This is a genomic window from Kitasatospora sp. NPDC036934, from assembly GCF_055608425.1.
Map to the genome: position 1 here is coordinate 19,115 of NZ_JBVJQR010000032.1, position 20,796 is coordinate 39,910.

Annotated in this window: 18 protein-coding genes; 10 read left to right on the forward strand and 8 right to left on the reverse strand. The window is 73.4% G+C overall.

Annotation, left to right across the window (positions count from 1 at the left end; translation table 11 throughout):
- Window positions 1-197 precede the first annotated feature (197 nt).
- Window positions 198-563 (forward strand): hypothetical protein, encoded by a 366-nt coding sequence (locus ACZ7BZ_RS32880; protein WP_470361542.1) that lies wholly within the window; start codon window positions 198-200, stop codon window positions 561-563.
- A 496-nt stretch (window positions 564-1,059) separates the two neighbouring features.
- On the opposite strand, the gene ACZ7BZ_RS32885 is transcribed toward ACZ7BZ_RS32880, so the two are convergent.
- Both ACZ7BZ_RS32885 and ACZ7BZ_RS32890 read right to left on the reverse strand, forming a co-directional pair.
- A complete protein-coding gene (locus ACZ7BZ_RS32885) occupies window positions 1,060-1,746 on the reverse strand; it encodes a response regulator (RefSeq protein ID WP_470361543.1) in 687 nt (228 codons plus the stop codon).
- Window positions 1,743-2,957: a sensor histidine kinase gene (locus tag ACZ7BZ_RS32890; protein WP_470361544.1), complete on the reverse strand. Its 1,215-nt coding sequence runs from the start codon at window positions 2,955-2,957 to the stop codon at window positions 1,743-1,745. The genes ACZ7BZ_RS32885 and ACZ7BZ_RS32890 overlap by 4 nt, the downstream gene beginning before the upstream one ends.
- Window positions 2,958-3,101: 144 nt before the next feature.
- Between ACZ7BZ_RS32890 and ACZ7BZ_RS32895 the strand changes: the two genes are divergently transcribed.
- A complete protein-coding gene (locus ACZ7BZ_RS32895; RefSeq protein WP_470361545.1) occupies window positions 3,102-3,830 on the forward strand; it encodes an ABC transporter ATP-binding protein in 729 nt (242 codons plus the stop codon).
- 145 nt (window positions 3,831-3,975) lie between these two features.
- Complete coding sequence (locus tag ACZ7BZ_RS32900; protein ID WP_470361546.1) at window positions 3,976-6,315, forward strand: ABC transporter permease; 2,340 nt, start codon at window positions 3,976-3,978, stop codon at window positions 6,313-6,315.
- A 225-nt stretch (window positions 6,316-6,540) separates the two neighbouring features.
- Here the strand turns inward: ACZ7BZ_RS32900 and ACZ7BZ_RS32905 are convergent, their stop codons facing one another.
- A complete protein-coding gene (locus tag ACZ7BZ_RS32905) occupies window positions 6,541-7,476 on the reverse strand; it encodes a CAP domain-containing protein (RefSeq protein WP_470361547.1) in 936 nt (311 codons plus the stop codon).
- 403 nt (window positions 7,477-7,879) lie between these two features.
- On the opposite strand from ACZ7BZ_RS32905, the gene ACZ7BZ_RS32910 reads away from it, so the two are divergent.
- The gene (locus ACZ7BZ_RS32910; protein WP_470361548.1) at window positions 7,880-9,037 is read left to right on the forward strand and encodes a methyltransferase domain-containing protein; all 1,158 of its coding nucleotides are present in this window, start codon (window positions 7,880-7,882) and stop codon (window positions 9,035-9,037) included.
- Between the two features lie 414 nt (window positions 9,038-9,451).
- Here the strand turns inward: ACZ7BZ_RS32910 and ACZ7BZ_RS32915 are convergent, their stop codons facing one another.
- The 3 genes from ACZ7BZ_RS32915 to ACZ7BZ_RS32925 form a co-directional block, all read right to left on the reverse strand.
- Window positions 9,452-10,324: a ketopantoate reductase family protein gene (locus ACZ7BZ_RS32915; RefSeq protein WP_470361549.1), complete on the reverse strand. Its 873-nt coding sequence runs from the start codon at window positions 10,322-10,324 to the stop codon at window positions 9,452-9,454.
- Window positions 10,325-10,415: 91 nt separating this feature from the next.
- Window positions 10,416-11,168, reverse strand: a complete 753-nt coding sequence (locus ACZ7BZ_RS32920; RefSeq protein WP_470361550.1) for a hypothetical protein — start codon at window positions 11,166-11,168, stop codon at window positions 10,416-10,418.
- The gene (locus ACZ7BZ_RS32925; RefSeq protein WP_470361551.1) at window positions 11,165-11,683 is read right to left on the reverse strand and encodes a hypothetical protein; all 519 of its coding nucleotides are present in this window, start codon (window positions 11,681-11,683) and stop codon (window positions 11,165-11,167) included. Before ACZ7BZ_RS32925 ends, ACZ7BZ_RS32920 begins: the two co-directional genes overlap by 4 nt.
- Before the next feature lie 578 nt (window positions 11,684-12,261).
- On the opposite strand from ACZ7BZ_RS32925, the gene ACZ7BZ_RS32930 reads away from it, so the two are divergent.
- From ACZ7BZ_RS32930 to ACZ7BZ_RS32940, 3 genes are all read left to right on the forward strand, one after another.
- Window positions 12,262-13,026: an ABC transporter ATP-binding protein gene (locus ACZ7BZ_RS32930; protein ID WP_470361580.1), complete on the forward strand. Its 765-nt coding sequence runs from the start codon at window positions 12,262-12,264 to the stop codon at window positions 13,024-13,026.
- Window positions 13,027-13,031: 5 nt separating this feature from the next.
- Window positions 13,032-14,423 (forward strand): FtsX-like permease family protein, encoded by a 1,392-nt coding sequence (locus ACZ7BZ_RS32935; RefSeq protein ID WP_470361552.1) that lies wholly within the window; start codon window positions 13,032-13,034, stop codon window positions 14,421-14,423.
- A gap of 82 nt (window positions 14,424-14,505) precedes the next feature.
- Window positions 14,506-15,765 carry a sensor histidine kinase gene (locus tag ACZ7BZ_RS32940; RefSeq protein ID WP_470361553.1) on the forward strand — a complete coding sequence of 420 codons (1,260 nt, stop codon included), beginning with the start codon at window positions 14,506-14,508 and terminating at the stop codon, window positions 15,763-15,765.
- A gap of 96 nt (window positions 15,766-15,861) precedes the next feature.
- Here the strand turns inward: ACZ7BZ_RS32940 and ACZ7BZ_RS32945 are convergent, their stop codons facing one another.
- Window positions 15,862-16,527 carry a response regulator gene (locus ACZ7BZ_RS32945; RefSeq protein ID WP_470361554.1) on the reverse strand — a complete coding sequence of 222 codons (666 nt, stop codon included), beginning with the start codon at window positions 16,525-16,527 and terminating at the stop codon, window positions 15,862-15,864.
- 109 nt (window positions 16,528-16,636) lie between these two features.
- Here ACZ7BZ_RS32945 and ACZ7BZ_RS32950 point away from each other — a divergent pair, with 109 nt between their 5' ends.
- Together ACZ7BZ_RS32950 and ACZ7BZ_RS32955 are read left to right on the forward strand one after the other, a co-directional pair.
- The gene (locus tag ACZ7BZ_RS32950; RefSeq protein ID WP_470361581.1) at window positions 16,637-17,116 is read left to right on the forward strand and encodes a MarR family winged helix-turn-helix transcriptional regulator; all 480 of its coding nucleotides are present in this window, start codon (window positions 16,637-16,639) and stop codon (window positions 17,114-17,116) included.
- Window positions 17,113-18,624: an MFS transporter gene (locus ACZ7BZ_RS32955; protein ID WP_470361555.1), complete on the forward strand. Its 1,512-nt coding sequence runs from the start codon at window positions 17,113-17,115 to the stop codon at window positions 18,622-18,624. The genes ACZ7BZ_RS32950 and ACZ7BZ_RS32955 overlap by 4 nt, the downstream gene beginning before the upstream one ends.
- A gap of 468 nt (window positions 18,625-19,092) precedes the next feature.
- On the opposite strand, the gene ACZ7BZ_RS32960 is transcribed toward ACZ7BZ_RS32955, so the two are convergent.
- Complete coding sequence (locus ACZ7BZ_RS32960) at window positions 19,093-19,599, reverse strand: ArsR/SmtB family transcription factor (RefSeq protein ID WP_470361556.1); 507 nt, start codon at window positions 19,597-19,599, stop codon at window positions 19,093-19,095.
- Window positions 19,600-19,656: 57 nt separating this feature from the next.
- On the opposite strand from ACZ7BZ_RS32960, the gene ACZ7BZ_RS32965 reads away from it, so the two are divergent.
- Entirely contained in the window at window positions 19,657-20,574 is a 918-nt protein-coding gene (locus tag ACZ7BZ_RS32965; RefSeq protein ID WP_470361557.1) for a S41 family peptidase, read from the forward strand.
- Window positions 20,575-20,796: the final 222 nt, after the last annotated feature.

Here is a 20,796-nt window from a genome sequence, read left to right on the forward strand (position 1 = left end):
CGGGCACGCGAGGGCGCCGGAGCCCGTGAGCCAGGGCTTGTTCGCGGGCGCGAAGCGTCAGGCAAACGTCCGGCCAACAGCGTTCCTCGACCGGCGGCGCACGGGCAGAATGCTGCGCGGACGGCCGGGCGCCCCGCGTCGGGGGGCATGGTTGTCCACCGTTTCAGCACCCCGGGCCCACGGATCACGGAGGAACCATGCGTCGTCGTATCGGAGCAATCATCGCTGCCGCCTCGCTGACGGGCATCAGCGTCGTCGGCCTGTCCGGAACCGCCCACGCCGGGACGACCGGCTCGGTGAGCATCTCGGTCCCCGGCTGCATCGGCCATCTGAACCTCTCGGCCAACTGGGCCTACGGTCACCTGGACTCGTACACCACCACCTGCTGGCTGACCATCTTCGACCGGAACGACCAAACCGGGGGAAAGACCTCCCAGACCATCTCCTACGGGCCCGGCGGAAGCGGCGACACCGGGCAGTTCTACCACGACAGCGTCGTCCACGCGGTCGCCATAGCGATCTCCAACGGTAGCCAGAGCACCGGTTCGGCCTGGTACCACTGAAGCCCCTGGTCTTCCCGTGGCCCGGAGCTCGCCGTGACGAAGGCACGACGTACCGGCGGTGACGCCCCCGAGCGGCCGCCGCGGCCCAGCGGCCGACACCGTCCTGCCGGCGCTCACCACGGTGGCGCAGTGGCTGCGCGCCCGGAGCATGGCGGGCATGGTGGGCTTTGTCGCCGGGACCATGCTGCTCGGCGTCGCAGCCACGCAGGTCGGAGGCAGTCCCCGGTTCCCGCTGGCCAAGGACGGTTGGCTGACCGGCGTGGCCGGGCGCTGGTTCCTGGCCTCGATCAGGGCCAGGCGCCCGCTGCTCTTCCGCGGCGGTTGCCCCCCGTTCTCAGTTTTGTCCGTTGTCCGCCCCGCAGCGCTTCACCGACCCCCGCAGGGTGTGTGACTTCCTGAACAACCTCGACTCGAATCCCGCTGCGGCCAGGTGGGCGTGCCGGCGTATCCGGAACGCAGCGAACTCGTGGTCGGCGATCGTTCTTCTCATCTTGTCCTACCGTTTACGCGGTACGAGTCCGGCCTCGAAGGCGGTGATCGCCAGGTGGACGCGGTCCCGGGCTTCGAGCTTGGCGAACAGACGCGCGACATGCGTCTTCGCCGTCGCCGCGCTGATCACCAAGCGCTCGGCTATCTCACCGTTCGACAGTCCCTGTCCGACCAGTGCCAGCACCTCGCGCTCCCGGTCGGTGATCCCCGCGATGAGACGTGAGTCCGCGGCGGGCCCGGTGTCCGGTTCGGGGGCCGCGGGGGTGGTGGAGGTTCCGGCGAAGTCCGCGATCAGCCGTCGGGTCACGCTCGGCGCGATCAGCGCGTCGCCCGCCGCCACCACGCGGATCGCGTCCAGGATCGCGTCCAGGGCCATGCTCTTGAGCAGGAATCCGCTGGCCCCGGCGCGCAGTGCGCCGTAGACGTACTCGTCGTCGTCGAAGGTCGTCAGCACCAGCACCTTGGGCGGGTCCGGTTCGGCGGTCGCCTGCCGGGTCGCCTCGATCCCGTCCATACCCGGCATCCGGACGTCCATCACCACGACGTCCGGCCGCAGCTCACGCACCAGGCGCACCGCCTCGTGGCCGTCGCCGGCCTGGCCGACCACCTCCAGGTCGTCGGTGTCGCCGATCAGGATCCCCAGCCCGACCAGCATCAGCGGCTGGTCGTCGACCAGCAGCACCCGCACGCTCATGCCGGGAGCCTCGCAGCCACCCGGAATCCGCCCTCCGGACGCCGGCCCGCGCTGAACTGGCCGGACAGCAGCGTCACCCGCTCGCGCATGCCGAGCAGGCCGAAGCCGCTCCCGCCGGCCGCCGCCGAGGGCCTCGGACGGCCGGGCCCACCGGGACCGTTGTCCCCGTCGTCCACCACCTCGATCGTCACTCCGGTCGGCTCGTAGCCGACCGCGACCCGGCAGCTGCGCGCACCGGAATGCCGCACCACGTTCGTCACCGACTCCTGGACGATCCGGAACGCCGACAGCTCGATCTCCGGCGGCAGCGGACGCTGCTCGCCCCGCCAGGTCAGGTGGACCCGCACCCCGGCGTCGGCCGTGCGTTCGGCGAGCTGCGGGACGTCGGCCAGGCTGCCGGCGGGCGCCAGCGGAGCGGCCTGCGGCATGGCGTCGTCGGGCTCGGCGCGGCGTAGCGCCCCGAGCATGCGCTGCAGCTCGAGCAGCGTCTGGCGGCTGGTGGTCTCGATGCCGGTCAGCGCCTGCCGCGTCTGCTCGGGCTTGGTGTCCACGACCCGAGCCGCCGCTCCTGACAGCACCGTGATGATCCCGATGCTGTGCGCGACGCTGTCGTGCAGTTCGCGGGCGATCCGCAGCCGCTCGGCCATGACGGCGCGGGCCTCGGTCTGCTCGTGCAGGGCACCGAGGTATTCACGGCGTTTGCGATACACCCCCCCGAAGATCCACGCGACCGCGAAGACGAACGCGAGTTGCCCGGCCCGCGGGGCCGCGAAGCCGACGGATTCCCGGTGGTAGCCGAGGGTGCGCTCGGCGAAATCGGTCGCGACGGCCGCGACGGAGGCGACGGCGGCAGCCGTCGGCCGCCGGGCAGCGAGGTACCCGGTCAGGACCGGGAGCAGGAGGACCACGATCCAGGGGTTCGCGCCGAAGAGGTCGCCGAGGGCTGCTTCGCCCAGGACCACCGCGAAGACCGCCGCGGGCAGCCGACGCACCAGCAGGATCGGCAGGGCGAGCACGACGCAGAGACCGATCATCTGGTCGGGCCCGAGGTCGGGGAACCGGAACGTGCCGCCGGCGCTCCGGACCCGACCGACCGGCATCGTCCAGAAGAGCATCAGCGCGTAGAAGCCAGCGGTGGCCAGCGACACGGCCCGCGACGTCAGCCAGGTCACGGGTGCCGATGTCGAGAAACGCCGGAGCAGCTCTTCCATGCGGAGATCGTATGCACCGGCGTCGGCGCTGCGCGTCACCCCGGGGATGTACACGGGGTACGCCCCCGGGCCTACGGCCTGGGGGGAGAGGTGACATCCGCCGGCCGACGCGATGGACCACGGCCCGTTCCTAGGTTCGTGGCCATGACGAACGCACCGATGATCGATCTCCAGGACGTGACGAAGAAATATGATGACGGCCCGCCCGCACTGGCCGGCGTCACCCTGTCCGTGGCGGACGGTGAGTGCCTGGCGATCCTCGGCCATTCCGGCAGCGGCAAGTCCACGCTGCTGAACCTGATCGCGGGTCTGGACAAGCCGTCCAGCGGCACCGTGACCGTCGACGGCATCCGCGTCGACCAGCTCGGCGAGGCCGATTCGGCGAGGTACCGCCGGGCCTCCATCGGCATGGTCTTCCAGTTCTTCAACCTGCTGGACGACCTGACCGTGTTGGACAACGTCATGGTTCCGGCGCAGCTGGCCGGGATGGGCAGGAACGAAGCGAAGCGGCGGGCCGTCGACCTGCTCGGCTCGCTGGGCATCGACCGGCACGCCAATGCCTATCCGCAGCGGCTGTCCGGCGGGCAACGGCAGCGGGTGGCGGTGGCCAGGGCCCTGATGAACGACCCGGCGTTGCTGCTGGCCGATGAGCCGACCGGCGCGCTGGACTCGAGCTCGGCCGAGGACGTGCGCCAGCTGCTGCTGGACCTGAACGCCGAGGGTCAGACCATCCTGCTGGTGACCCACGACATCCAGCTGGCCGCGAACACCGCGCGACGCACGATCGAGCTGGTGGACGGTGCCGTGGCCCGGGACGTGGTCAACACGGTCAGCGGCGCCACCTCCGACAGCGCGGCGGGAGCGGTCCGATGACGCGGCTCCCAGCGCTGCCGTCCCAGCGCCTGTACGAGGTTTCCTTCCGGGCCGTGGCCCGTCTGCTGCCGGCGGCGGGCCGATGAGCGCCCTGGGCAAGGTCGTACGCTCCGGCGTCGGCCGGCGTCGTGTGCAGTCCCTCGTGATGGCCCTGACGACGTTCGCGGCCGTCACCTCCTCGGTGCTCTCGCTTGGTCTGCTGGTCGTCGTGCAGGCTCCGTTCGAGAACGCCTTCAACGCCCGCAACGGCGCGCATCTGTCGGTCCAGTTCGACGGCTCGAAGGCCACTGCCGCGCAGGCCGCCGCCACCGCGCACGCCGCCGGCGTCACCGAGGCGTCCGGGCCGTACCCGGTCACCTCCGCCCTGAACACGAGCTTCGGCACGGACTGCACCGCGAACATCGCCCCGGGCATGCCGTTGGCCGGTCGCGCCAACCAGCCGGTCGTCGCCGCCACCCGGCCCGACCTGGCCGGCACCTCCGGTCTGGACCAGCTGGCCCTGGTCGATGGCAGGTGGCCGACCACCGGGAACGAGATCGTCCTGTCCTCATGGGACCATCACTGCGCAGGCGGTTCCGTGGTGTTCGACTCGCTGTCGGGCAAGCCCCCGTTCAAGGTCGTCGGCCTGGCGAACTCGCTGACCGACACCGCGACCGGCTTCCTCACCGGCGACGGCTTCGCGCGGTTGACCGCCGCCGGCGCCAGGACCGACGAGCAGATGCTCTACCGGTTCGCCGCCGCCGGGACCGAGGCCGACCTCGCCGCGGACAAGCAGGCGATCGCCGCCGCCGCGCCGGCCGGCTCGGTCGAGAGCGGACAGTCCTACCTGGCCGTGGAGAAGCAGGCCGTCGGCAGCGCGAAGTCCTTCGTGCCGTTCCTGGTCGTCTTCGGCGTCCTCGGTCTGTTCCTGTCGGTGCTGATCATCGCGATCGTGGTCAGCGGCGCGGTGGTATCCGGAATCCGGCGCATTGGGATCCTGAAGTCGCTCGGCTTCACCCCCTGGCAGGTGGCCCGCGCCTACGCCGCACAAGCCCTGATCCCGGCGACGATCGGCGTGGTGGGCGGCACGCTGTTCGGCAACCTGCTGGCCGTTCCGGTCCTGGGCAAAGCCAGCAGGGAACTCGGTGCCGCCGACACCAACCTGCCGGTGTGGGTCAGCCTCGTCGTGCCGATCGGCACCCTGGTCATCGTCGGTATCACCGCGCTCATCCCGGCACTTCGGGCCGGACGACTGCCGGCGGTGCAGACCCTGGTCGTCGGCCGTTCCCCGAAGGCCAAGCGCGGCCGAGGCGCGCAGCGCCTGGCAAGCCGGCTGCCGCTGCCCCGGCCGATGTCGCTGGGACTGGCCCAACCGTTCGCCAAACCGGGCCGGGCCGTGCTGGTCGGCGCCGCGGTGCTGTTCGGCGCGGTCAGCGTGACCTTCGCGGTGGGGCTGGAGACCGCGTTCACCAAGTACACGGACACGGATACCAGCGGCTTCAACGCCGCGTCGATGCTCGTGGTGCCCGCCGGCACGCCCGCTGGCTTCCACTCCCCAGGCGGCGGTCCTGGCAGTCCCCACTTGGACTCCACCGAGGTGGCCGCCGCGCTCGCCTCGATCCCGGGCACGAAGGCCGCGTTCGGCTGGGGCAACAGCGGCGCGACCGTGATCGGCGCGCCGACGGGCGACTATACGATGGTGGACACCACCACCGGCGACCTGTCCTGGACCAACCTGGGGCTGCTGCACGGCCGCTGGTATCAGAACCCCGGCGAAGCCGTGATCAACGACCACCTGGCCTCGACGGCCGGGTTGCACGTCGGCGACACCGCCACCGTGGCGCAGGACAACAAGCGACTGCCGCTGCGGATTGTCGGCATCGACTTCGATGCCAGCGGCAACGGGATCGTGATGGCCGATTCGGCCACGTTCACCGCCGCCGGTCTGACGCCGTACATCACCCAGTTCAACGTCCAGCTGGCCGACAACGTCAGCGGCTCGGACTGGTCCCGCTCGGCCGCGCCCGCGTTGACCCCGCTGCACGCCGAAGCCACCCCGAACATCACGCACGAGAACATCACGGTGCTCACCATGGTCGCCCTGGTGGCCACCCTCACACTGATGATGATCGCGGTCGCCGCGCTCGGCGTGCTGAACACCGTGGTGCAGGACATCCGGGAACGGATCCACGACCTGGGGATCTTCAAGGCCCTCGGGATGACGCCCAAGCAGACCATCGCGATGGTGATGACCTCGGTGAGTCTCACCGGCCTGATCGCCGGGCTGATCGGGGTCCCGATCGGGATGGCTGTGGAGAAGGTGACGCTGACCCAGATGGTGAGCGCACTCGGCAGGAACCTGCCGTCGAGCGTGACCCATGTCTACACCCCCGGGGTACTGCTCCCGCTGCTGGCAGGCGGGATCGCGATCGCCCTGCTCGGGGCGCTGCTGCCGGCCGGCTGGGCGGCGCGCTCCCGGACCGCCGCCGCGCTGCGGACCGAGTAGAACCGGTCGCTCGTCCGCTTCGACGACGCTCTGGCTTGGTCGGCGCGCCTCGGAGGTATCAGCGGTGACGCGTTCCGCGTTTCCGGCACCTTCGGGTCCAGCGGCGGTTGAGTCCCCTGACCGCGTCACTCCCGTGGAGGGCGAGGGGCCGCTCCGGGGCCGCTCCGGGGAGGTGGAGCGGCCCCGGCGGACATCAGCGGGTGCTGACGTCTGTGGGTACCGAGGTCAGCGGGTGCTGAAGTCGGCGTTCCAGGAGGCCGCTCCCGTGCGGGCCAGGCCGACCTCGTTGTAGTTGCCGATCATGATCCCCAGGTGGCCGGGGGAGTTGATCCAGCCGTCGACCGCCGCGTCGATGTTCGTGGGCCCGTAGAAGGCGATCTCGCCGAAGCCCCGCCCGGTGTAACCGAGGCCCGCCGCGATGCTGCCCGAGTCGCAGAAGTGCCCGGAGACCCGGCGCTGGTCCATCTGGTCGGCATTGCACTTCGCGGCCTGGGAGAGCGTCGAGTTGAGCCGCACCGGCGCCTTGCCGTACTGGGCGCGGACGGCGTTCAGCCGGTCCAGGAAGCGCTGCTGGTCGGAGGTGACCGGGCCGGGACCGGGGCCCGTGCCGGTGCCCGACCCGACCAGGTCGAAGCGCTGGGACATGGTGCCGTCGCAGCCCTCGACGGTGACCTCCCGGTCGAGGCCGTGGTAGGTCAGGCAGCCGTTGCCGTTGGCGTTGTGGAGGTAGGTGCCGCCCTCGGCGGCGGACTCCAGGGTCCACTGCTGGTTGTCGCCCGCCCACCAGTGGATGAACTGGGTGGTCCGGCCGTCCCGGGTGTCCATTTCCAGCACGCGCTCGGTGCCGTTGACGTTGCGGGCGAAGTCGACGCGGTCGCCGGGCTTGTTGGAGATCCAGAACGAGGTGGAGGCGTCCTGGTAGCTACGGGCGACGATCCGCGAGCCCTCGCCGTCGGCGCTGGCCAGCGAGTGGTGGTTCTGGTGGTCCTGGATCGTGACCGTCTGCTCGACCACTCCCGTGGTCGCGGCGTTCGCCGGCGCCGCGAGCAGCGTGGCGCCGCTCGCGGACATCGCGGAGACGGCGAGCGCCAGGGCCGCCAGCCGGGTGCGGCGGCGGGCGCCGGCGTCCGGACGGTGGGTGCGGGTGGACGGGTGGGACACGGGAGCCTCCTACGCTCGGCGGACCGCGTGCGGATGTGCAGGCGGATGCAGGGCATGACAACAGGGCCGGGTAGACAACCGGTCAACGGTGCGTCAACGCGATCGGAGCAGGGACGCGTGAGTGGTGGGCGGGGTGGGCGGGACGGCAGGTTCGTGGAGAGGGGCGGATACCTCCGCCGCCGCGCGCCCCTCGGAAGCGCCCACACGCCCCCTGCCGTCCGGTGCATGGCTGCGCCAGGATGGCGGGCGACTCTGTCCATCACGGCCGAAGGGGACGCGCATGGGTGACCACTCCAAGCCCGCACCGGATCCGGGGAAGGGCGATCCGCCCCCGAACAACGCTGACGGCAAGGTGGAGAAGCCGGCCGCCGGCACGGGCAAGCACAAGAAGGACTGAGCGCGGGTGAGCGACGACGACGTCCTGGCCGCCCGGCGCAGGGCCCTGGACGCGGAGATGGAGCGGCACGGGCAGTGGCCGACCGGTGCGCCGTGGCTGCGCGAGGCCTTCGCCGCACTGCCCCGCGACCGGTTCGCGCCGGAGCGACTGTGGCGCTGGGACGGCTGGGCGTACGTGCCGGTCGACCGTGCGGCCGACCCGGACGGCTGGGCCGACGAGGTGTACGGCGACGTCAGTTCGGCCGCGATCACGCAGGTCACCGGCGGCATCCCGTCGTCGTCGCTGTCCGCGCCCGGCGTGGTGGCCGACATGCTGGACAGCCTGCGACTGGAACCCGGACACCGGGTGTGGGACGTCGGCACCGGCCAGGGCTGGACGGCGGCGCTGTCCGCCTGGCGGGCCGGTCCGGGCCGGGTGGTGTCCACCGAGGTGGACGAGGGACTGGCCGCGTTCGCCCGCGCCCGCCTCGCCGCGGCCGGGCTGGACGTCGAGGTGGTGGTCGCCGACGGCTCCCGGGGCGGACTGCCCGGCGGCGGGCAGGTCGACCGGCTGCACGCCGCCTACGCTGTGGAGACGGTGCCGTGGTCCTGGGTCCAGGCGGTGCGGCCGGGCGGACGGATCGTCTACCCCTGGGGCCGGCTCGGCTACGTGGCCCTCACCGTCGCCGACGACGGCACCAGCGCGCGCGGCTGGGTGCACGGCCTCGCCCAGTTCATGGGCGACCGCCACGGCCCCGCCCAGCCGAGCAGCGGACCCGCCGCCCACTCGGCGGTGCGCGCGGACGCGGAGCCGCTGGTACGGCGGGTGCTGGACCGGGACCCGGCAGGGCTGGCGGACTGGGGCGTGCGGTTCGCCCTGCGGGTCGCCGTCCCCGACGCCGTGATCTACAGCAAGCACGGGCCGGAAGGGCTGGTCGTCCTCGTCCATGACGGTGCGCACTCCTGGGCGGAGGTCCACCCGGGAACGGCCGGCCGGCCGGTGCTGGTGCAGGGCGGGCCGCGCCGGATCGGTGACGATGTGATGACCGCCTGGGCGCAGTGGGAGGCTCTGGGACGGCCCGATCTCTACGACTACGGCATCACCGTGACCCCTGACTCCCAGTGGGCGTGGCAGGGCAGCCCGAACGGACCGCGCTGGCCGATCGCGCAGCCGGCACCGGCCTGAATCCCCGATGGTGACAGCCGTTTGAGTCGTGACAACTTGCCGACAGCCTTGGCGACTCGGCCTTTGCCGGCCCGCCCGGGTCAGCAGTCGCCCGATGCGCTGGACGGGAAGGAACGGCGAGGGTCTGCGGCCTCCGCTACTGAGATTCCCGACGGTGCCGGGTAGCCAGGCGTTCATGGAGGACGAACGGCGGCTGACCCCGCGTGGGTGGTGCTGACGGCGCCCCGCTCGCGCGCCGCCCGGGGACTGCGGCCGGGCCCCCGGGCTCCGGCGCCGACCGCTCCACCGTTCCGAACCGGGAGAGGTAGTGCCGTCGCAGGTGCGGCGGGGCCGGATCCCCGGGGGCTCAGCTACGGGTACGGAAGCGCACGGCTTGCCTGCCGGTACTGCTCACGCAACCTTCGAGCCAGCTCGTCAGGAGAGTTCCCGCACCAGCCTGGCGATGGTCGGGGTGGGGACGGAGTGGGCTTCGGCGGCCCGCAGTACCGCGCCGCCGATGGCGTCGAGTTCGGTCGGTCGGCCCGCTTCGACATCGCGCTGCATCGAGGACCTCATCGTCCCCGGGATCCGGTCGAAGGCGGCGAGCAGCGTCGGCAGGTCGGCCGGGGCGCCGACCGCTGCGGTGACGGCGGTGATCTCGGCCAGGACGGCGAGGAGTTCGTCCCGGTGCTCGGTGCGTACGACGCCGATCTCATCGGCGTGCCGGGTGGTCAGCAGGGCGAAGGGTGCGAGGAACGAGAGCTTGCTCCAGAGCACCGACGTCTCGTCCTCGCGGAGCGTGACGTCAAGCCCGGCGTGCCGCAGCAGCTCGGCGAACTCCTCTACGGGCGCGGAGAGTTCGATGGCCGCGAACGGGCTGGCGTGCTCGATCCGGCCGGGTGCGGTCCGAGTGGCCTCGACCCGGATGGTCCCGGCCACCACCCGCCCGGCCGGGTAGCGTTCGTGCAGCAGAGCCATGTGGTCCAGGCCGTTGAGCAGCGGCACCACGATGCCGGTGCCGAGGGCCTGCGGCGGCATCCGGTCGAGTGCGGCGGCCAGGGACGTCTCCTTGACGGTCACGAAGGCGGCGTCCACCGGCTCGCGCAGCTCGGTCGCGGCCTCCACCCGTGCGGTGAACTCGCCGAACTGGGTGCTGCGCACGTGCAGTCCGTCCCGGGCGAGGACGGCCGCGGTCTGCTCGCCGGCCAGGCAGATGACGCGGTGGCCGTCGCGCGCGAGCAGGCCGGCGATCAGGCCGCCGACGCCGCCCGGGCCGAGGACGGCGACGGTGAGGGGGGTGGTGGTCATGCGAACTCCTTGTGGCGTCGGGAAGGGGGGAGAGGTGTCGGAAGGGATCGGAGAGGAGTCGGACGGGGTCGGTGGGCGCGGGTCGGTGCCGCTAAGGGATCTCCCAGCAGAAGCGGCCCTCCAGGCCGTCCGGGCTGAGGAAGCCGGTGCCGACGCCGTAACCGAAGTTGAGGAAGTACGGATCGTCGTCGTCCGGGGCGTCGGAGAGGGAGAAGAGGTACTGCCAGGGCGCGGGCACCCGGGCCTGACCGTTGGGGAAGGACGGGAGGCCGCCGAGGTGGTCGTGGACGTGGCCGCCGTCGGGGAACCGGACCTCGGGGCCTTCGTGGCGCAAGTACCGCTGGAACGCGGCCCGTTCGTCCATCGAGCGGTCCAGTTCGGCGGACAGCGGCAGCAGGTCGAGGTGGAACTCGACCGGCGTCGTCGCGTCGCCCCCGGGCTCGTGGCGCCAGAGCGTGCGACCCCGGGTGCCGGGCGGGCCGATCACGGCGAAGGACGGGATCCGGCCGCCCGGCTGGACGAGCAGCACGCCGTCCCCGGCCTCCGGGTCCATGCCGCCCATGATCTGCTCGACCTCGGCCAGGAAGAGGTACGCCAGCCGCAACTCCTCGCCGGGGACGGGGAACTGGCCGATGAACACCAGAGGATCGCCGGTGCCGGGGGTGAGCGGCCAGGTGGGCTCGGCCAGCCAGCAGGGCTCGCCGCCGAGTTTGGGGACCGGCGCGGTGATCGGCCGCTGGGCCGGGCGCGCGGACAGCTCCAGGCGGGGGAGGAAGGCGGCATCGTGCGGACCGGTGGCGGTGCCGGTCGGGTACGGGGACGGGGACGGGGCCGGCGGGGTCATCGGGTGGCCTCGGGAGCGGTGCCGTGGAGGGAGACGAAGTCGAAGTGGTAGGGCGCCTCGTGGCGCGGCTTGCGGCCGGGCGCCGGCCGGGGTGGGCGACCGGCGTCCGCGCGGAGGTGGAGCGGGCCGTGGCGCAGGTTGCCGTGGTCCGGGTCGGGCACGGGCTGGCCCTGGGCGCGCAGGGCCTCGGCCAACTCCCGGCCCGGCCAACCGAACACGTCGATCCCGAGGTAGCCGACCGGGCAGGCGGGCCGCTCGTCGCGCGGGTTCCGGCTCACCCAGACGCTCGCCAGAGCGTCGTCCTCGTGCGCGGAGAGCGTGACGTTCACACCGGGGAGCCGGAAGCTCAGGGCCCACCGGGTGCCGCAGACGAACGTCGGGTGCACCCCGCCCGGCAGCAGTTCGCCGTGCGGGGCCAGCAGCGCGAGCACCGCTGCCTCGGCGAGGCCGAACCGCAGTTCGGGCAGCGGGGCCGGCAGGCGGACGCCGTGGCCGGGGAGCAGGTCGATGGTCACCTGAGCATGATTCCTCCTCGGCGGCCCGGATGGGAGCCGGTTTCCTGTGGCGGGGATCACGGGCCCGGGCGGGGCTGCTGGGGGCCTGTCGGGGCGGGGCCGTTGGGGGCTGTCGGGCAGGGGGCTGCCGGGTGAGGGCCCGGCCGTAGGTGGCGGGACCGTCTGCGCGGGGCGGTTCCGTTGGCGGTTCCGTTGGTGGCGCGGTTGACGGGGGAGCGGATGATGGCGGATCGGGTTCCCGGCGGACGCCCGGTTGGTGGCCGCCTCCCCGGGCTGCTGGACGAGGCGGAGTAGCGGACCCGGCTGGTGGGCGCGTAGGGGCTCGCCCGGCGGGACGACCCGGGGACGGCGGCGGCGGTCCAGCGGTCGGACCGCTCCCCTGGGCGGAGTACCGGTACGACTCCTGGACGTACGCGATCCGGAGCTGGGAAGCGCGGAACCGGTCCGAGGGGGCGTAAGGCCAGTGGGCGGCGGGGTCTGGCCCCACCTGCGGGGTTCGGTTTTCCGAACCCCGGATCGGGGTGCCAGCACAATCGACGGGTCGGACCCGGATGTCCAGGATTGGGGGCATGAACGGGATGACCACAGCCGCCGTCGGGGCGGCGCACGACGGAGTGACGGGTGCGGCGCTCAGCGGCGAGAGGCTGCACCGCGAGTACGGGCGCGGCACGACCGCGGTCCGGGCGCTGCGCGGGGTCTCGGTGGCCTTCGCGCCGGGCACCTTCACGGCGGTGATGGGGCCCTCGGGCTCGGGCAAGACCACCCTGCTGCACTGCCTGGCCGGGATGGACCGCCCCACCCGGGGCACCGTCCGCTGGGGCGGTACGGAGGTGTCCGGCCTGCCCGAACGGCGACTGGCCGAGCTGCGGCGCACCAGGGTGGGGTTCGTCTTCCAGGCCTTCAACCTGATGCCCGCGATGACGGTCGCGCAGAACGTCGAACTGCCGGGGCGGCTCGCGGGGCACCCGCCGGAGCGGGCCCGGGTGCGGGAGGCGCTCGCCCGCGTCGGGCTGGCCGGGCGGGAGCACGAACGGCCGGGCCGGCTCTCCGGTGGCCAGCAGCAGCGGGTGGCGATCGCCCGTGCCCTGGCCGCCCGGCCCGAGGTGCTGTTCGCCGACGAGCCCACCGGTGCCCTCGACCGGGCGACCGGGCACGACATCCTCGACCTGCTGCGCGCGGGCGTGGACGAGGACGGGCGCACGTGCGTGATGGTCACCCACGATCCGGTGGCCGCCGGCTACGCGGACCGGGTGCTGCTGCTGGCCGACGGCACGCTGGTCGACGAACTGGTCCGGCCGACAGCCGCGCAGGTCGGCGAGCGGCTGAGCCGGCTGGGCGGGTGAGGGCGATGCGCGGCTCCGTGCCGGCCCTGGCGGCCGGTCAGATCAGGCGTCGACCGGCGGCCTTCGCCGGGCTCGCGACGGCGCTGTTCCTGGCGGTGGGGACGGTGACCCTGTTCGGCTCCCTGGTCGCCGCCCAGCTCACGGCCCCGGCCGCGGTGACGAGAGCGGTGGTGGCCGGGCCGGGGCTGATGGTGATCGCGGGGGCGTTCGGTGAGATCGCCGTCCTGGTCGCGCTGTTCGTCGTGGTCAACGCGCTCGGCTTCACGCTCCAGCAGCAGCACCGCGACCTCGCCCTGCTGCGGACGGTCGCGGCAACGCCCCGTCAGATACGGCGGCTGGTGCGCCTCCAGATCACGGCGACCGTCCTGCTGGCGGCCGTCCCCGGCGGTGCGGCGGGCCTGATCGCCGCCCGGGCCTTCCTCGACGCGCTGCAACGACGCGGGATGGCAGCGCCCGGCCTGCGGATACCGGCGACGCCGGTGCCGGCGCTGACAGCGCTAGCGGTGGCGCTGTTGGTCGGCCTGGCGGCCACCGCGCTCACCGTCCGGCGGATCACCCGGCCCGCGCCGGCCGCCGCGCTGACCGACAGCGCGGCCGGTCAGGCCCGGACGGGCGTGGTGCGGCTGCTGGCCGGTGCGGCGGTGCTCGCGGGCGGCGTGCTGCTGCTGCGGCTGGCCGCCGGCCGACCGGCCGGGGAACTGGACAAGGCAGGGCAGGCGGCCCTGCTCGGTTCGCTGGTGCTGATGGTCGCGGTCGCCCTGCTGGGGCCGGTGGCGGCCCGGTTGTTGGCGACACTGCTCGGCGCCCCGGCCCGGGTGCTGCTGCCCAGGGTGGGCTGGCTGGCGGACGCCAACATGCGCGGCTACGCGGTCCGGCTCTCCTCGGCGGTGGTCCCGGTCGCCCTGCTGGTCGGTCTCGCCACCACCATGCTGGTCCTCACCGGTACGGCGGAGCAGGCGGCCAGGGTGAGCGGGGCCACGACCAGCGTCACCAAGGCGAGCGACGTCTGGCTGCGACAGGCGGAACTCGGCCTGCTGGTCTGCTTCGCGGCGGTCTCCACCGTCAACACCCTGGTCGCGCTGACCGCTGACCGGCGCCGCGAGTTCGCCCTGCTGCGGCTGGTCGGGGCGACGCGGCGGCAGCTGCTGCGGATGCTCACCGTCGAGGCCGCGCTGACCACGGCCGTGGGCGTGCTGCTCGGCTCAGCGGTGGCGGGCGCGGCGACCGGGGCGTTCAGTCGGGCCGTCACCGGCTCGGTGGTGCCGGTGGTGCCGTGGGCGGCCTGCGGCTGGGTCGTCGCGGGGGCGGCGGTGCTGACGGTGCCGGGGATCGTGGGGACGGGGCTCTGGGCGGTCGGAGGGCGTGCGGTGGAGGAGGTGGCGGGGGAGCGGGGGTGAGGCGGGCGGTGGTGCCGGGTGGTTCGGGCGTGCGGCCGTTCCGGTGGTGACTGGGAGATGCTGGGGGCCGGTTGATCGGTGGATGGTGAGGCGTGTGGTGAGTCGTCGGCGGTGGCAAGGGCTGTCGGTGCGGGGCGGCGAGGTGGCGTTCGCCGTCCTCGGGCTGCCGCTCGGAGTGCTCGGCGGGATCTACGCCGTGGCCGTGCTCTACGCGGGGGCCCTGCTCTCGCTCACCGTCCTGGGGTTGCCCTTCGTCGCCGCCGCCCTGGCCGGGGCCCGGGGGATCGGTGGACTGCACCGGAGGCTGGTCGGGCGACTGCTCGGTGAACAGGTCCCCGTACCAACGCCGTTGGCGCGCCCCTCGGGGCTGCTGGCGCGGGGCCGGGCGGTGCTGACCGACCCGGTCGCCTGGCGGGCGCTGCTCTACCTCCTCCTCCGGCTGCCGCTCGGAGCGCTCGGCTTCCTGGCCGCGGTCGGGCTGCCGCTCAGCTCGGTGTGGCTGATGGGCTTCCCGCTCTGGGTACGGCTGTTGGAGCCGGGCCCGCGGCCGGTCGACTGGCTGGACATCGCCGGGATCCCGGTCGGCCTCGCGGTGCTGGCCGCCGTACCGGCCGCGCTGCGCGCTCTGAGCCGCGCCGACCGGGCGCTGGCCCGGGCGCTGCTGGGGCCGGTGCGCTCGCAGCAGCGGGTGCGCGAGCTGGAGGCCGCCCGCGTCACGCTGCTGGCCGAGGGCACGGACCGGCTGCGGCGCCTCGAACGCGACCTGCACGACGGCACCCAGGCACAGCTGGTCGCGCTCGCCATCACCCTGTCGCTGGCGGACGACGCCCTCGGCGACCCGGCGGCCCCCGGGACGGACGCCGGCCCCGACCTCGGGCGGCTGCGGACCCTGGTCGACCGGGCGCGCGGGCAGACCGACGACACCATCACCGGGCTGCGCCGCCTGACCCGGGGCATCCACCCGGTGGCGCTGGACGCCGGGTTGGCCGAGGCGCTGCCCGGGCTGACCGCCACCTCACCGGTGCCGGTTGCGCTCCGGCTGGACCTGCGGGAGCGGCCCGCGGAGGTGATCGAGCGGGCCGTGTACTTCTGCGCGGCCGAACTCCTCACCAACGTGGCCAAGCACAGCGGCGCGCGGTCCGCCGGGCTGACCGCGAGTGCGGTCGACGGGAGGGTCCGGCTGACGGTCCATGACGACGGGCACGGCGGCGCCGCGATTGGCGCGGGTACGGGCTTGGCGGGGCTGGCCGAGCGGCTCGCGGCGGTGGACGGGGTGCTCCGGGTGGACAGTCCGCGCGGCGGGCCGACGGTCGTCACCGCGGAGCTGCCGAGCAGCTTGTGACGGGGGCCGTGGGGCGGGGACGGGGGCCGGAGCTTGGGTCGGGGCTGAGGCTGAGGAAGGTGTGCCGGGCCGGGCGGCGGCCGGGGCGCGGGGCCGTCAGGAGCCGGTCTCCGCGAGGTAGGTCAGGACGGCCTTGACCCGGCGGTTGTCGGCGTCCGTCGCGGGCAGGTCGAACTTGCCGAAGACGGCCGCCACGTGTTTCTCCACCGCCCGCTCCGAGACCACCAGCAGTCCGGCGATCGAGCGGTTGGAGTGGCCCTGGGCCATCAGCTCCAGGACCTCGCGCTCGCGGGCGGTGAGGGAGTCCACCCGGCTGCGCCGGCCGCCGTGCAGCAGGCCGTTGACGATCTCCGGGTCGAGCGCGGTGCCGCCCGCGGCGACCCGGTGCAGGGCGTCCACGAACTCGGAGGTGCGGGCCACCCGTTCCTTGAGCAGGTAGCCGATGCCGGCGGCGCCGCCGGCCAGCAGTCGGGCCGTCCAGGCGGTCTCCACGTGTTGGGAGAAGACCAGGATCCCGACCTCCGGCGTGGCGGCCCGGATCTCGACTGCGGCCCGGATGCCCTCGTCGGTGTGGGTGGGAGGCATCCGGATGTCCACCACGGCGACGTCGGGCCGGTGCTCGCGGACGGCGGTGACCAGCTCCGGGCCCGTACCGGCGGTGGCGACCACCGCGCACCCGCGGGCGGTCAGGAGTTCGACCATCCCCTCGCGGAGGATCACCGAGTCCTCGGCGAGGACGACGCGGAGCTGCTTGTCGATCATGTCGCCATTATCAGGGTGGACGGAGGCGGGCAGATATACAGCAAGGCTGGACAGTCTGGACTGATGAAATTACCGTGGAGTGGTGACCGAGAAGCGAACTGCCCCGACGATCCCGGACGGCCCGGCCGAAACCACCGGCCCGGTCGGTCCAGTCGACTCCGCCGGCTCCGCAGCGTTGGCCGCCCGGGAGCTCCGTGCCGTCTTCAGCCGGCTGCGCCGGACCCTCCGGGAGAAGGGGCAGGGGTCCAGCGACCTCACCCCCTCCCAGACCGCGGTGCTCAACCGGCTGATCGTCGACGGCGCCGCCTCCGCGAGCGCGCTGGCCGCCGCGGAGCGGGTCCGTCCGCAGTCGATGGCCGTCACGCTGGCCGCACTGGAGGGGCACGGGCTGATCGATCGCCGCCCCGATCCGGAGGACGGACGTCGACAACTGGTCGACCTGAGCGCCGCCGGGCTGGCGTGGATCGCGGACAGCCGTCGGGCCCGGGAGGAGTGGCTGGCCCGGGCGCTGCGGGAGGAGCTCACCGAGGCCGAGCGCGCCACCGTGCTGGCGGCGCTGCCCCTGATGGACCGGCTGAACCGGCGATGACCGGCCCGTCGACGCTGCTGGCACGGTTGCGCTCCCGCCGCCAGGACCCGCCCGGCCCGACCGGGGTTGGCGAGGTGGACAGCCGGACCGGGGTGGACAGCCGGACCGCGGCGGACGGCCCGACCGGGGCCGACGGGGGCGGCCCGGCCGAGGTCGGGTTCAACCGTCGGCTGCTCGCTCCGATGGTGCTGGGCTCGGTGCTGAACCCGATCAACTCCTCGATGATCGCGGTGGCCCTGGTGCCCGTCGGCACCGCCTTCGGGGCGCCGCCCGCCGAGACCGCCTGGTTGGTGAGCGCGCTCTACCTCGCCACCGCCGTCGGCCAGCCGGTGATCGGGCGGCTGGTGGACAGCCACGGTCCGCGCCGGCTCTATCTGGCCGGGACGGCCCTGGTCGGCCTGGCCGGGCTGGTCGGCGCGCTCGCGCCCACGTTCGGGCTGCTGATCCTCGCCCGAGTGCTGCTCGGGATCGGCACCTCGGCGGCGTACCCGGCGGCGATGCACCTCACCCGCAGCGAGGCCGAGCGGACCGGCCGGAGCAGTCCGACCGGGGTGCTGACCGTGCTCGCGGTGGCCAACCAGACCATCGCCGTGGTCGGGCCCACGCTCGGTGGTCTGCTGATCGGGCTCGGCGGGTGGCGGTCGATCTTCGCCGTCAACGTCCCGCTGTCACTGGCCTGTCTGGTGCTCGGGGCCGCCCGGCTGCCCGCCTCGGTGCCGCGCCGGAAGGAGGGGGAACGGCTGGACCGCGCGGGGATCGCGCTGTTCGCGGTCTTCCTGCTGGCGCTGCTGCTGTTCGTGATGAAGCCCGGCTCCGACCGCTGGTACCTGCCGGCGCTCGCCGTGCTGGCCGGTGCCGGTTTCGCGGTGCGGGAGGGCAGGGCCCGCAGTCCTTTCATCGACCTCCGGGCGCTCGCCCGCAACCGTCCGCTGGTCGCCACCTATCTGCGCCAGGTGCTCGGCTACACCGCCGCCTACGCCTTCCTCTACGGCTACACCCAGTGGCTGGAGGAGGGGCGCGGGCTGAGCGCCGCCTCCGCCGGGCTGGTGCTGCTCCCGCTGTCGCTCACCGCGCTCGCGGTCTCCGGCGTGACCGGTCGCAGTCCGGCGGTGCGCGGCAAGCTGCTGGTCGGTGCAGTGGCCCAAATGGCCGCCTGCGCCGCCCTGTTGGCGGCGGGGTCGGCGAGTCCGGTCGTGCTGCTGATCGGGGTCGGGGTGCTCGCGGGCATCCCGCAGGGGCTGATCGGGCTGGCCAACCAGACCGCGCTCTATCACCAGGCCGACCCGGCCGGCATCGCCGCCGCGGCCGGGCTGCTGCGCACCTTCATGTACTGCGGGGCGATGGCGGCCTCGGCCGCGAACGCGGCCTTCTTCCCACGCGGCGCCAGTACGGGCGGGCTGCACCACCTCGCGCTGTTCATGCTCGGTGGCGCGGCCCTGCTCTTCCTCCTGGTCCTCCCGGACCGCTCGCTCGGTCTGCTGGAAGTCACCTCCCCGGAGCGGAGATGACGATCCACCAGTTCGTTCGGCGGTCGGATCAGGGCGGCCGGTCGTCGCCGGAGGGGCGGCCGCGCCATGCGTGGACGCCGGGGCGGCCTTGACGGCCTTGACGGGGTCGGCGTCCCGGACGGGCTTGAGTCGGGTGCGCTGCTCGTCCAGCCAGCGCGCCGCGGAGCCGAGTGTGAGTCGGCGTTCGGTGGTCAGGGTGACGAACTGCCCGCGCGCCGAGTCGGTGTGACGCTGATCTCGCAGTCCAGCCAGTCCAGCCAGTCCAGCCTGTCCAGCCAGGCGTGCCCGAGCGGGGGGCTCGGTGAGTGGCGTCCGAGGATCCGTACCCGTACGTCGCGGCCGCCGTTGCGGAGCCGGGTCGGCCGGGTCGGCCGGCGGCTGGGGCAGGACAGGGCAGGGCAAGACAGGGGAACGGCAGGGGAGCCGCAGGGGCGGGTCCCTCGGTGCACGCCGGCCCGAAGGCACGCCCTACGCCTCGGCCTGCCGGTAGAGCGTGACCAGGAGGCCGTGCACCGGCGCGCCCTCCGGGTCCTCCTCCGTCTCGTCGACCAGTGCGGCCAGCGTCTCGGCGAGTCGTGCCGCCTTGGCCGGGCTGAGGCGGAGGTGGCGCAATGTCAGGAGGTGGTCGGTGGGTGAGCGGTCCAGCTCTTGGGCGACGGCGCCGAGGAGCGCGGCCGTGCCCTCGGCCCGTGGCTCGGCGACGAGGAGGCGTTCGGCGCTCCGCCGGTAGTACTTCTCGGTGCCGCCGCGCACCTGTCGTGTTCCGGCGTCCTGGACCAGTCCCGCTTCGCAGAGCACCCGGAGGTGGTGGGAGACGCTGCCCTTGTTCACTCCGAGCTGCGCGGCGAGCCGGCTGATCGTCGACGGCCGGCTGCCGAGGGCGAAGAGCAGGCGCTGGCGCAGGGGGTGGGCGAGTGCGGTGTGCTGTAGTGGCGTGCTGATCGGCTGGACGTCTTCGTCTGGTTGGTGGCTCACCCCATCAAGCGTTAAGTACGGTTGACGCTTTGGCAAGTCGCTGGTGTACTCCGTGCCATGACCTCCACCACATCGCCACCCGCGCTGGACGCTCTTGCCGTCGTCGAGTCGATCGCCGACCTGGTCCGCGAGAACTACGTCTTCCCCGACGCCGCCCGGCAACTGGCCGCACTGCTGCGGAGCCGCAGTGCCGAGGGCTCCTACCGGACCGAATCTGCGGAGGAGTTGGCCGAAGCCGTCACCACGGACCTGCGGTCCGTCAACGGTGACCTGCACCTGGCCCTCAAGTACCACGACGTGCCGGTGCCGCCCGAGCAGGGCGCGGCGGTACTCGCCGCGATGCGCCGGGAGTTCGACGCCTCCCTGGGCGGTGTCCCGCGGGTGGAACTGCTCGACGGCGGCGTCGCGGTCCTGGAGATCGCCCCCAAGATGTTCCCGTTGGACTGGGCGGCGCAGCCGCTGGCCGCCGCGCTCTCCCTGGTGGCCCCCGCCCGCGCCCTCATCCTGGACCTGCGCCGCAACACCGGCGGCGACCCGGACACGGTCGCCTTCGTCTGCGGCTACCTTCTCGACGGCCGCACCCACCTCAACACCATGCTCTGGCGGCAGGGAGAGGTGGCCAATCAGTCCTGGACGCCCCCGTTCGTGCCCGGTGCCCGTTTCGGCGCCGACAAGCCGCTCTACGTGCTGACGAGTGCGAACACCTTCTCCGCGGGCGAGGAACTCGCCTACGACCTCCAGCAGCTCGGGCGCGCCGAGGTCGTCGGGGAAGCCACCCGGGGCGGCGCGCACCCGCGCGACGGCTGGACGGTGCACCCGCACCTGGAGCTCAGCGTCCCCATCGCCCGCGCGGTCAACCCGGTCTCGGGAACCAACTGGGAGGGCACCGGCGTCCAGCCTGACGTGCCGTGCGACGCCGAGACGGCACTCGGCCGCGCGCAGGCCCTGGCCGTGGCGCGCCTGACCCGTGGGTAGTCGTTCCGACCGGCATGAGCGACGGCACCACTGCGCCGGCTGGCCTCCTCCGGTTCGGGCGGCACGGACCCGAAGTGCCGTGATCTCGAAGTCCCGTGATCTCGAAGTGGCACGGGCTCGAAGCGGCAACCGGGCCGTTGGCTGTCGGCCCGCCCTGTCGCGCTCGGCCGTCAAGTGGCCGACCACGAAGCGCTGTTGCCGTACCGAAGCGGCCCGCTCGGC

Bases quoted from the DNA above. Each gene is read 5' to 3' on its own strand.
- ACZ7BZ_RS32965 (WP_470361557.1), top strand. From the start codon at position 19,657: ATGACCTCCACCACATCGCCACCCGCGCTGGACGCTCTTGCCGTCGTC.
- ACZ7BZ_RS32915 (WP_470361549.1), bottom strand. From the start codon at position 10,324: ATGACCACCACCCCCCTCACCGTCGCCGTCCTCGGCCCGGGCGGCGTC.
- ACZ7BZ_RS32945 (WP_470361554.1), bottom strand. From the start codon at position 16,527: ATGATCGACAAGCAGCTCCGCGTCGTCCTCGCCGAGGACTCGGTGATC.
- ACZ7BZ_RS32955 (WP_470361555.1), top strand. From the start codon at position 17,113: ATGACCGGCCCGTCGACGCTGCTGGCACGGTTGCGCTCCCGCCGCCAG.
- ACZ7BZ_RS32940 (WP_470361553.1), top strand. From the start codon at position 14,506: ATGGTGAGGCGTGTGGTGAGTCGTCGGCGGTGGCAAGGGCTGTCGGTG.
- ACZ7BZ_RS32935 (WP_470361552.1), top strand. From the start codon at position 13,032: ATGCGCGGCTCCGTGCCGGCCCTGGCGGCCGGTCAGATCAGGCGTCGA.
- ACZ7BZ_RS32900 (WP_470361546.1), top strand. From the start codon at position 3,976: ATGGCCCTGACGACGTTCGCGGCCGTCACCTCCTCGGTGCTCTCGCTT.
- ACZ7BZ_RS32920 (WP_470361550.1), bottom strand. From the start codon at position 11,168: ATGACCCCGCCGGCCCCGTCCCCGTCCCCGTACCCGACCGGCACCGCC.
- ACZ7BZ_RS32930 (WP_470361580.1), top strand. From the start codon at position 12,262: ATGACCACAGCCGCCGTCGGGGCGGCGCACGACGGAGTGACGGGTGCG.
- ACZ7BZ_RS32880 (WP_470361542.1), top strand. From the start codon at position 198: ATGCGTCGTCGTATCGGAGCAATCATCGCTGCCGCCTCGCTGACGGGC.
- ACZ7BZ_RS32890 (WP_470361544.1), bottom strand. From the start codon at position 2,957: ATGGAAGAGCTGCTCCGGCGTTTCTCGACATCGGCACCCGTGACCTGG.
- ACZ7BZ_RS32895 (WP_470361545.1), top strand. From the start codon at position 3,102: ATGACGAACGCACCGATGATCGATCTCCAGGACGTGACGAAGAAATAT.
- ACZ7BZ_RS32885 (WP_470361543.1), bottom strand. From the start codon at position 1,746: ATGAGCGTGCGGGTGCTGCTGGTCGACGACCAGCCGCTGATGCTGGTC.